Genomic DNA, 11,259 nt, shown 5'->3' on the forward strand with positions numbered 1-11,259 from the left:
AGAGGATATTTAGCACTAGCAAGTTCCATCATTAAGGGAACTACCAAATTTGCACTATAGTGGATGGCAACTTTAGTATCAGCCTAACGCTGTTGGGGCTGACGCCGCAAAAGAACCTCCCAGGTAGAGCCACCAACTACACCATCAGCTTCTAAACCATAGCGCGTTTGTGCGGTTTTTACAGCTGCTTCGGTTGTCTCGCCAAAGTCTCCATCGGCATCGCCTTTTAATAAACCAAGCTTTTTCAGTTGTTGCTGCAACTTAACAACTTCAGAACCACGTAATCCTATACGCAAAATTGGCAATCCTTCTGAGGTGTATTGAATACCAGGGGTTCGGTTAGTAGTTGTGTTTGTCCCAGTTCGAGTAGTTTGCCCAGTCTGTGTAGTTGACTTTCGAGTAGTTGATGTAGTCCGATTCGGCGTTTTTTGTGTGCTTGAAGTTGTAGTTTTTTTTGGGGTAGCAGGTCTTGGCTCAGGGCTAGTCGCAACTCGTGTTACAGCTTTTTTTGGGGCTGTAGGTCTTGGTTCGGGGCTAGTCGGAACTTGTGTTACAGCTTTTTTTGGAGGATTGGAATTTACAACGTTGGTGACATTGCTAGCCTGGGTTGGAACAGGAAAATTGGTAGCTGAGTTAAATCTTGGCTGGGATGAAGGAACGGTTGATGCTGCTACTGGTTGATTAGGGAAAAGTCGTTGCCAAGTGCTGGCGTCAACAATACCATCTGGATTCAAGCCAGCTGCTTGTTTAAATCGGGAAACAGCATTGGCCGTATTCTCACTATATGTACCATCTACGGCACCAGAATAAAAACCCAAAAGTTTTAGAGCTGCCTGAAGTTCAGATACGCGTTCGCCTTGGCTACCCACTTTCAGGATAGGGCGGTTGATGCTATCTTCAGGATTTACTTGGGCAATTTGTGGCGCTGCTATTGATACTACAGCCGTTGAGGTAATAAGCAAAGGCGTAGTAAAGAACAAGAGTATTTCAATGGCTGAGAAAGATTTAGACCTCTTTGGCCGTTTTTCCATTCTACAGCGATTTACAGTTGGGTCTAGTAATTTTAAGTAACTCAAAATACTTGCTGTCAGGCTGCTTTGCATGGAATTTACTCCCAGAATATTCTCATGCTAATCGTACAGCCGCTTGGTCTAAAAAACAGCTGCTGTATTTTACGATTCTACATTTTCAGTTATGCGATCGCTCGATTAATTGCTTCTTCTTGACCAACTAAAGACAAGTAAGGCTCTTTTAAATACTTACAAGCTGAAGCGATGGCATCCTTGGCACTCACAGCTGCAATCAATTCTTGGAACTTGGTATCAAAATCAATTCCTAAGCCCAAAATTTCATACCAACCGTATATCTGAGCTATTTGCCCATTCGTTTGTTTACCCAAGGCGTACTGCCCCAGAATCTTGTTTTTAGCAGCTTGGAGTGCGCTTTGGGATACTTCGGTGGTAGATAGCAAATCTACTTCTGTACGCAGTCCTTCTAGGGCGATGCTGGTATTTTCTGGTGCTGTACCCATGTAAACCACAAACGACGCTGGAAATAGCCTTGTGGAGTAAAAGGCGGATACTTCGTAAGCTAAACCGCGCTTTTCGCGCAATTCGACAAACAAGCGACTAGAAAGCCCATTCCCCAAGTAGGTACACAGCAACTTCAGGGCGGCGTAGTCAACAGAACTCACCGATGTTCCCAAATACCCAAGCATCACGATTGATTGTTGTGTCTGTACTGGCTTAACCCTTACCTGCGGTTCGGACTTAATCTCAGGTAAATTCAGTATTGGTAGTGCTTGGGCTGGCGCTTGCCAATCAGCAAAAACTTCTTCCACCAACGCTGCTGCATCTGTGGGTGTAATTCTACCTGCAATACTAATTACTACATTATCTGGACGGAAATAAGTTTGGTGATATTCCACTAAATCCGCACGAGTTAAGCGGCTCATAGTGGTTTCATTTCCCAGCACTGACATAGAGTAGGGATGATTTTGGTACATTACCTGCCGCATTTGTTCAAAGGCGACATTGAATGGTTGCTCTTTTTGGGAACGAATATCTTGGAGTGCTAAACGCCGTTCTAGTTCCACTTGAGTTTCGGGGAAAGTAGGCGATCGCAAAATCCGCCCTGCTAATGTTAAAATTTCCCCAAAATCGGATGTTACCGTTTTGAAAGATAGCAAAAAATAATCAGTGCCAGCATCTGTACTCAAACTCGCTCCTACAGACTCGACAATTTCAGCAATTTCTAAACTAGAAAGACCATCGCATCCCTTTGTCATCACTGCTGAGAGCAAATGTGCCAACCCTGCTTGCTCTCGGTTTTCGTTACAACTACCAGCACGCACAAAGATTCGCGCCGCAATAATATCCGCAGCAGGATTTTCTGCCACTAGCACGACAATGCCATTGTTCAATACAGTACGATGGATAGGCGATTTTTGCAGCAAGGTTGTCATTTGTCCTTTGTCCTTTATCATTTGTCATTTGTCCTTTGTCCTTTGTCATTTATCTTTTGCTAATGACTAATAGACATCTCCAGAAATTAAATATGCGTAACCTGAAACCCTTGTAGAGAGGCTAAATTGCACTTCGTGCCGCTATGCGCTTTCGCGTCTCTACATTCATTGTCACCAGATGTCTAATGACTAACACGGTTTAAGTACAGTAACCGCGTAATTCTCCGGCGATAGATAGTGTTTAGCTAATTTTTGCAGTTCTTGGGCATCAAAAGACTGAATCTGCTGGGGATATGTCACAGCTAATTCAGCTTGGGCGATGGTATTGTAATATCCATAAAGCCCTGTAAGCTGATTTGGCGTTTCGGTAGAAAAGGCATACTCATTACATAGCAGCCTCCGTGTACGAGCAAGTTCCTGTTCACTAATTCCTGTAGTCTGCAAATCATCCAAATGAGCGCAAATTAAGGACTCAACTTCCTCCAGATTTTCTGGTTCCAACCAGGCAGTTATTGTAAATAAACTCGATTCTCGTTGTAGAGAAAAATTACTGTAAATCCCCTGTACCAATTGCAAATCTTCTCGTAAATCACGCACTAAACGCGAAGTCCGCCCTTCTGCTAATAAGACTGACAATAAATCTAAACCATAGCCAGCGCGAATTTTTTCTACTCCAGGTACCAGCCACGCCATCAATAATCGCGCTTGTTCTATGCGTGGTAAATACAGTTCTTGACGATGAATTCCTGTTATTACTGGCTTTGTTACTTTCTCAAACTGCGGACAATTAGAGCGTTCGGCAAAATCAGCAAATGAATGATTTACCATTTCCCAAGCTGGTTGCTGGGCTATACCCCCAGCAATTACCACCGTCATGTTTTCCGGCTGGTAGTGAGTGCGGTGAAAACAGCGCATTGCTTCTGGCGATTGCTGCATCAGTTCTTGCTCAGTACCCAACACCGAACGTCCATAAGGGTGATGCGGATAGATGCTTTGAATCAGGGCTTGAAATCCTATCCAGTCAGAATCGTCCTGATAAGAGCGAATTTCCTCTAGCACCACGTCTCGTTCGCGGCTAAATTCATCTTCTGGAATTGCCGCATTCAGCAGTAGTTCTCCCAAGTAGGGCAGGGTATCTTTTAAATAAGGGGCAGCTGTGGTAAGGGAATAATGAGCATAATCATAGCTTGTCGCCGCATTACTTACGCCTCCCCGGTTTTCAACTTTAGAATCGAACATCCCAGGGGGTAGCGTCGCAGTACCTTTAAAAATCATGTGTTCTAAAAAGTGCGCCATCCCAAACCAAGGTTCTGGCTCTAGGCTTGCTCCAGCACGCACCCAAACATCTGCCACAACTACAGGAGTAGTGGGAATCTCTTGATGAATAAACGTTAAACCACTGTCTAGTCGGAAGACCGAGGCTGGAAATACTGTATTAGTTAGTTGCTGTGACAATTTTCTGTAGCTTTAACCACAATTTCAGATAATTTTGTCATCTTAACTCTGAACGATACCTAATTTAGAATCAAGTTATACAAATTTTTTTTTATCTCCAGGTATTACTAATTTATAATTAAATTTATTTGATTAATACAGGCAAAATGCTGAATCTGCGTTGTTTCAGATTTTTAGTTTGCAATTTATTATTTATCATATAAGTAATACTGATTTAAATAATTGGCGTTGGATATTTGTCGAGATGATTTAGCAACTTCCAAAATTCTCCCCCTGCTCTCACTGTTTCCACTGTTCTGCAATGCCAAACGATTAAAGCTCCTAAGTTCTAACTGACTTTAGGAGCTAATAATTTTAAGTTCACCGCGACGCCGTTTTACCTAAGTTTATGACCTGGGTTTATCCAGGTGGGAACCTAAATTCCTCGTTTAAAGTTTCCGGGTACATGCCCGGTATACTGCCACGAGAACAGTTGACTCCCTTGTCATTAAAGGCATAGATCAAAAAACTTGATGGCAGTCACCAACGTCGTAGTGCAACTTCACTCATTATAGCTTTTCAAAAGATGTTGTGTGTTCAACATGGAAAATTTCTGAAAAATTTACCTGTGATACCAGATAGATTCTATGTTGTCGGCGATGTCGTTGGCGATGGCTGCGCCGACGCCAAGGGCGTACGCACTTACCAATTCTCGATTCTGATTATCTAGCAAAACGGTGACATGTCCCAATTTCCGCCCAGGACGTGATTCTGTCTTGCCATACCAGTGAAGGTGCGCTTGGGGAATTTCGGCTATTTGTTGACGCTGGCTTTGGTAGTCGCTATGAGAATTTTCATACCCCAGTAGGTTTACCATCAGTGCGCTGACGCACTGCAAAGCCGGATTCCCTAAAGGTAAACCACAAACGGCTCTTAGGTGCTGCTCAAACTGCGAAGTTTCACAAGCGTCAAGGGAAAAATGCCCAGAATTGTGGGTACGGGGTGCAATTTCATTTACCAGAATTTTGCCATTAGTACCCAAAAATAGCTCAATTCCAAAAATGCCTACTACTTCTAGGCTATTTAATAGAGTATGTGCGATCGCTTGAATTTCTGCTACTTGATTAGGTGTAATTTCAGCAGGCGCAATTACCCGCCGACACACTTGTTGTTCTTGTTGGGTTTCTACCACTGGATAAGTGACAATTTCTCCCTCTACAGAACGAGCTGCAATAATTGCTAGCTCTCTTTCAAAAGGGATAAATTCTTCTAACAAAAAAAGTGATTGATTTAAAGTTTTTCTAGTTTCATCACTTAGCTTTTGCTCTAAAGTAGCAAAATCCTGAATTATGAAAGTACCTTGACCATCATAACCGTGCCGGCGGGATTTTAAGACTGCGGGAAAACCTAAATATTCTATTTTTGATTTGAGATTTTCTCCCTCTTCAAGGGCTAAAAATTGGGGAACAGGTAAGCCCAAGTCGCGTAAATAGCAACGCTGATGATATTTATCTAAAAGAGGAACTAAAGCTTCCAATCTGGGACGAAAACAAACGCCTTGGTGTGCTAAAATGGATAAAGCATTTAAGTTAACAAATTCGTTTTCAAAGGTGATGACATCGCATTTGTTAGCTAATATTTCCGTAGCAGCTGCATCATCAACTGAGGCGAAAACAGTTTCTTTAGCAATTGACACGGCCGGATCGTGTTTACTAGGAGTTTGTACTACTAATTCTACTCCTAGCTTCTGTGCTGCATCCGCCATCATCCAGGCAAGTTGTCCGCCACCAATTACACCAACACGTTTCATTGACATCCTAAAGAATCACGAGTTTGCACGCTTGTTTTGGAATTCACACCACTGGCTTTAGTACACAGTTCTTTGATTTGCGCTCTATCCAAAATTGCATCTGTAAAATCTGCACCGTCTATATTCACATCATTAAATATGGCGCCCAGCAAAAGAGCTTCTTTGAAAACTGCATCACTCAAATCTGCCTTAGTCAAGTTTACCTGATCAACCATTGCATTAGTTAAATCTGCTCCGTGGAGATTTGCTTTTGTCATCACCGAAGCACTCATGACTGCTCCCCGCAAGTCAGCCTTTGTAAAGTTAGCTAGTTCCATATTGGCGTTAGAAAACTCCGCAGCTTGCAAACTTTCACCAGAAAAATCACGTCTTGACAACTCTGCATTGCTAAATGAAAGCGGATGAGTCCAGTCTACTGCCAGTGCGGGATCAGACACGCACCATATAATTATTCCGAGAAGGAACGCCAACCCTTGCCGCCATAACATATTGAGAGTCAATTTGGTGTCTAATCGCTGCATTTAATTACCGCATTTGAATATTAGCAAGACTGAATTATTTTATACCAATTCACATAAACTCTGATACATATACATTTATCGTAAGGGCTAGGCATTGCCCATTGGTGTCAATTTAAGCTAAAAATAGCAAAACTTTTGGCTTGACTTACCCGCCTAGAACTAAAGTTCTTTGGCTTTTAGTAAAAGTCTACTGAAGTAGACTAAAGATTTTTAGCTATATTTAGTCATCAAAAGGAGACTTTCGCTATAAAAGAAGGAACTGAAGTTCCTTGCGGGACATAGCTTTTACGTTAAGTTGACACCAATGAGCATTGCCTACCCCTTACTAGCGTATTTGTATCAAGTGTGGTATTAATTAAGACTCTTAATCTAGCGTTTCCTAAGCAGATGAGGTACACTCAAGTCTTTTTTAACAAGCTTAGTAAGTTTGAAAACCTACCTTACCAGATCGGGAACCACTATATTTACACATCACGCGATTTGAAAAAATTATAAATAGCAAGAGCGATCGCTAAAAGCAACACTGCATGAATTAAATTTCCGGCAATATGAAGTGCCAGTCCTAATCCCCAAAAAGCAACCAGTACAACAACAATACCCCAAAGTATACTCAACATATATTTGCTCGGAATCAAGTAAGTTTTTATTTGTTTAGATATTTTACTCCTAGCTTCACCTTGAGTCTATTTATCCTCAGAGAGGTCTATAAAATTAAATCATCTTTCTTGAGAAGGAAAATTAATTAAAAATTTACCTTTTGCCCTTACCCGCAATTCCATTTCACTTTAACTGAGCCTACGCTCGGTGATTTGTTTACAATTCTTCATTTTTAGATTTGAATTTCAGCATATAAAGAGTTTTATTAAGCAGTAATACTCATGGGCTTATTTACAATTCTTGACTTTCAATATTTGAAGTAAAGTTTATTGTCTTTTAAATTCAACAGCCCCCATCAACTGTTAGTCTTTTAATTAATGAAAGCAAGGTTTGAGCGTAATTATATGCGTCTCAACTGCTTAACAAAGCTTAAAAGTTGGATAATTAGCGTTAATTTTATAGCGATTAGTTAGTTGTTCAGGAATCTCCAATAGTTTACATTCACCAAGTACACAACTTCCATAAACCGAACTCCGAAACCCGATGATGAATCATTACTCACTTCAATGGATTGAGGCATGGTGCCAAGAAAATGGCTGGACAGATTTGTTTGTCGAGCGGCGTAATAACTTCTGGGCTTTCCCTCCGGGTGGGGTAATGCCAGAACCAATTCCAGTTCACGTTCTCAGAGTGATTAAAGCCGAGAAGGGATTGACTTTTGAAGAACGATTGTGGTCGATGTCCGCAGTAATTGGCACAATTTTAGCTGTTCTTTTTACCTTTTGGTTGCAGTCGCCGATGCCATTAGTTTTAGCTTTCGCTTTTAACGCCGTTACGGTGGCTCAATTTGAGCTTGAAGATGCCTAAATTATTATTTTGGATTTTGCGATTAAAAACTGCTCTTGTCTACTTTTAGCAAGAGCAGTTTTTAATTTTATAAAAATAGATGAAATCAGGACAAATTGGTTTAGCTTTCGGGTAGGGATTGAAGTTGGGAAGATTTTTCGCGGGTGGATGGATGGAATACACTATTCTAGTCTTTAGGCAACTTTGTGTTACCAAAGAATATTGTACACAACCTTCAATCGCTATATTTAGATTACGCAATGCAACAGTTGTCTCTTTTTCTAGATTTGTCTACCTCCGAGCCAATTAATACAACTTGGTTCCAAGATATTTTAGCCATTCTTAGAGTCAAGCAAGAACCAGCATGGACTGACAATTTTGGTAAATCTCTCCGCCAATGGCTGATGGAACAGGGACATACTCCCATTAAAACACTCAGCTTATTTTCTGGTGGTGGTGGATTAGACATTGCATTTCATGATGCTGGGTTTGAAATCATTCAAATGGTAGAGCTTGAAGCCAAGTATGTTCAGACTTTACAAAGGAATTCTTTACCAGAGAAATGGCTAGAAGGCTCTGAAGCTGTCTGCATTGATATTAGAGATTATTTACCTGAATCTCATCTGACAGTAGACTTTATTATTGGAGGCCCTCCTTGTCAAACTTTCTCTGCTGCCGGGCGTAGAGCTGCTGGAGTCTCTGGAACAACAGATGCTAGAGGTACACTATTTCAAGAATATGTTCGTATTCTCAATGTACTTAAGCCGAAAGGATTCTTATTTGAAAATGTATATGGAATAACTGGTGCTAATGGAGGAAAAGCTTGGCAAGAAATTCAAAAAGCTTTTAGAGAAGTTGGCTACAATATTTATTTTCGGATTCTTGATGCTGCTGATTATGGAGTACCTCAACATCGAGAACGTTTATTTATTGTTGGATTAAAAGAAGGGGAATATTTATTTCCTTATCCTACTCATGGGCCAGATTCTCTGAATCAAAATCCTTATTATTCAGCAGGAGAAGCTGTAGAATGCGCTGATATTTCAGAAATGGAAACAGGTCTAGGCGGACGTTTTGGACATCTACTCGAACATATTCCACCTGGACTGAACTATAGTTTTTATACAAAAGAAATGGGTTATCCTAACCCAATATTTAGCTGGAGATCGAAATTTTCAGATTTTTTGTATAAAGCAGATCCAACAAATCCAGTACGGACAATTAAAGCGCAGGGAGGACAATACACCGGACCTTTCAGTTGGGAAAATCGAAAATTATCGATAGCAGAGCTAAAGAGATTACAAACTATTCCTGATGAATATGAAGTTATTGGTAATAGACAGGTTTGTATTGAACAAATTGGAAATTCAGTGCCTCCTCAACTTGGGCGGATATTGGCTCTTAGTATTTTAGAACAAGTAATTAAATTTAAATTACCTTTCCCTATAACTTACTTACCTGAAAATAAAAAACTAGGTTTTCGCCAGCGGAAAAGAAAATTAACCGAAATTTATTCTCAAAAGGCTAAGTCTGCAATTATAGATTTACGTAAAGCAGGAAAAATTTTATCTATACCTCGTTTGAAATATGAAGATAAAGGAAAAATGATCAGGTTTCTATCTGCTGATTTTTCTTGGACAACAGAACAAAGTTCTGAAGGTGTAAAAATTTATATATCCTACGATTTGAATGATTCATGCTGGGTGTTCACAGCAGGTATAAATGATAATTGTGAAGAAGAAGATCAATTCGTGATAGATATTAATCCATCTTGCGGTCACGATGAATGGGTTCTGGGAACGTGTTCAGTTAAGCTTTGTGCTAAAGCTCTTGATGCACAGCTATATACATCTCTTTGGAAAGCTTTTGAAGAAAAGTTAACTGAAGCGACAGGAAAAGCGGATTTAGTTCAGTTATCTGGATATTATCAATACAATGCCCGAATTAGTGGAATAATAACTTTTCATCCTCAGTTGAAAGTTAAACCCCTTTGGCGTGTAATCCAATGTGTGACGAGGTGTATTGGTACTGCTGCTCAACTTTCAGCTACAGAGTTTGCAGACCGATGGGGTGTGAAAGCAGAAGATATCTTCTCCTATCTTCAGTCTCTACGAGCTATGGGTTACGAAGTTAGAAATCACAATACAAATCCACAAATTCCCAAAGGTGAGTATTTAATTCCTTATGCCTTTCCTACACTAAATCCTAAAAGTGTGCAACTTCGCAAAAGTCTATAAACAGATTATGAATGAGCTACACCTGAGAGTCTATACAAATAGAAGTGAGTTAGTTTTACCTGATGGAACAATTCAATACTTTCAAGAAGGAGGAATGAATCAAGCTGCAAAGATACGCTACAAGAAAATAGCAGTAGAACTATCTACAGGTTACTTGGAAAGACAGATTTTATTTTGCAGAGATTATTCATCGAATCTTGATTTCTTGGTCTTAAACCAAGCGCATAAATATCTTTTAGATAGACTTGTACAGTCAGTGACCAGCGAAGTTGGTAGAGCTTTAGTGGGTTTGTCAATTCTACAGTTGTGCGTTAAGGCAATTGAGCCAGAGCAGAGTATTAGGTTACACAAAGGTAGTACGGCTATAAGAGACTTTTCTTGGTGTGATGGTATCTCTATGCGTTCTCTCGATAAACAATATATTACACCTGTGTTACGAAAATATGAACTACTGAGATTGAATGCGGATGGTTTCATGATGACACGCAGTTTAGCAGAAAATTACCCGTATTCATCTGTATATAAAGCCAATATGAGAGGCGCACGTTCTGAGTGGGTAAGTCTTGTTGAAGCTATTGAGAAACATGAAGTAGTTGCTGAAGTAACACTGCGCTATCTTCTTTCGCAACTACTTAATCAAGCAGATAATTTTAGAAGATTAGCTTTACAAACTATTGAGAATCTGACCTTGTTTTTGGGAGCAACAGTTGTTAACAAAGGCATTTCATTAAGTCTCATACAGCGTCACATTAATCAATCTGATTATGCCGCTCGTTTAATGGAGATAGCCATGCATAGTTTAATGCAGGCTATGCAAGAATATCAAGCTTTTCCCAAGAGTTTGCTAAAACCACTTTCGCAAATGCGTTCAGCCAATAAGAAGCATGGCAATATCGGTGATATTGAACTTTTAGAGGATAGGCAAATTGTGGAGGCTTGGGATGCTAAGTATGGTAAGTCATACTTGCGAGATGAGATTGAGGAATTATCAGAAAAACTGGAAGTACATCCCGCCGTTAAAAAGGCTGGTTTCGTTACAAGTCTTAAAGCTGAACGAATTGATGAACTGATGCCTAGATGTAATGAAATTGAAGAAATATTTGGGATATCCCTTGAAATAGTTACTTTTGAGGAATGGGTAGAGCTACAGTTTGCTCATACATTAGCAGAAGAGGTTGCAACTGAACAAGAACTTGCTTCTGCTTGGCTCATAGCTTACACAGAATCTTTAGCACAGCGACGTAGGGATATTGCTCCAATTGATGAGCCATGTTATCAATGGCTGTTTAAACTAAACGAGACTCTGAGAAGTCAATAGCTGAATGCCGCTCATATTCAAGAATTGGGTAA

9 protein-coding genes and 1 other RNA gene are annotated in these 11,259 nt (G+C 40.2%); 3 read left to right on the plus strand and 7 right to left on the minus strand.

All coding sequences use genetic code 11. The annotated features are described in order from the left end of the window. Positions 1-83 precede the first annotated feature (83 nt). From V7K32_RS24000 to V7K32_RS24030, 7 genes are all read right to left on the minus strand, one after another. On the minus strand, positions 84-1,103 hold the full coding sequence (locus V7K32_RS24000; protein WP_334996645.1) for a peptidoglycan-binding domain-containing protein: 1,020 nt from the start codon (positions 1,101-1,103) through the stop codon (positions 84-86). Between the two features lie 89 nt (positions 1,104-1,192). After that, positions 1,193-2,464 carry a M16 family metallopeptidase gene (locus V7K32_RS24005; protein WP_334996810.1) on the minus strand — a complete coding sequence of 424 codons (1,272 nt, stop codon included), beginning with the start codon at positions 2,462-2,464 and terminating at the stop codon, positions 1,193-1,195. A gap of 189 nt (positions 2,465-2,653) precedes the next feature. After that, on the minus strand, positions 2,654-3,919 hold the full coding sequence (locus V7K32_RS24010) for a M16 family metallopeptidase (protein ID WP_334996647.1): 1,266 nt from the start codon (positions 3,917-3,919) through the stop codon (positions 2,654-2,656). A 356-nt stretch (positions 3,920-4,275) separates the two neighbouring features. After that, a non-coding RNA gene (gene ssrS / locus V7K32_RS24015) (6S RNA) lies at positions 4,276-4,459 on the minus strand. 61 nt (positions 4,460-4,520) lie between these two features. Next, positions 4,521-5,708: a 5-(carboxyamino)imidazole ribonucleotide synthase gene (locus V7K32_RS24020; protein ID WP_334996649.1), complete on the minus strand. Its 1,188-nt coding sequence runs from the start codon at positions 5,706-5,708 to the stop codon at positions 4,521-4,523. After that, entirely contained in the window at positions 5,705-6,196 is a 492-nt protein-coding gene (locus V7K32_RS24025; protein ID WP_334996812.1) for a pentapeptide repeat-containing protein, read from the minus strand. The genes V7K32_RS24020 and V7K32_RS24025 overlap by 4 nt, the downstream gene beginning before the upstream one ends. 497 nt (positions 6,197-6,693) lie before the next feature. Further along, entirely contained in the window at positions 6,694-6,846 is a 153-nt protein-coding gene (locus tag V7K32_RS24030; RefSeq protein WP_334883482.1) for a lmo0937 family membrane protein, read from the minus strand. Positions 6,847-7,369: 523 nt separating this feature from the next. Between V7K32_RS24030 and V7K32_RS24035 the strand changes: the two genes are divergently transcribed. The 3 genes from V7K32_RS24035 to V7K32_RS24045 all read left to right on the plus strand — a co-directional run bounded on the left by V7K32_RS24035 (position 7,370) and on the right by V7K32_RS24045 (position 11,227). Next, the gene (locus tag V7K32_RS24035; RefSeq protein WP_229462178.1) at positions 7,370-7,693 is read left to right on the plus strand and encodes a hypothetical protein; all 324 of its coding nucleotides are present in this window, start codon (positions 7,370-7,372) and stop codon (positions 7,691-7,693) included. A 185-nt stretch (positions 7,694-7,878) separates the two neighbouring features. Next, positions 7,879-9,909, plus strand: a complete 2,031-nt coding sequence (locus tag V7K32_RS24040; RefSeq protein WP_334996651.1) for a DNA cytosine methyltransferase — start codon at positions 7,879-7,881, stop codon at positions 9,907-9,909. Between the two features lie 7 nt (positions 9,910-9,916). Continuing rightward, on the plus strand, positions 9,917-11,227 hold the full coding sequence (locus V7K32_RS24045; protein ID WP_334996653.1) for a hypothetical protein: 1,311 nt from the start codon (positions 9,917-9,919) through the stop codon (positions 11,225-11,227). Positions 11,228-11,259 lie beyond the last annotated feature (32 nt).

This window comes from Nostoc sp., from assembly GCF_036917635.1.
In the GTDB taxonomy this organism is placed as follows: Bacteria; Cyanobacteriota; Cyanobacteriia; order Cyanobacteriales; family Nostocaceae; genus Nostoc.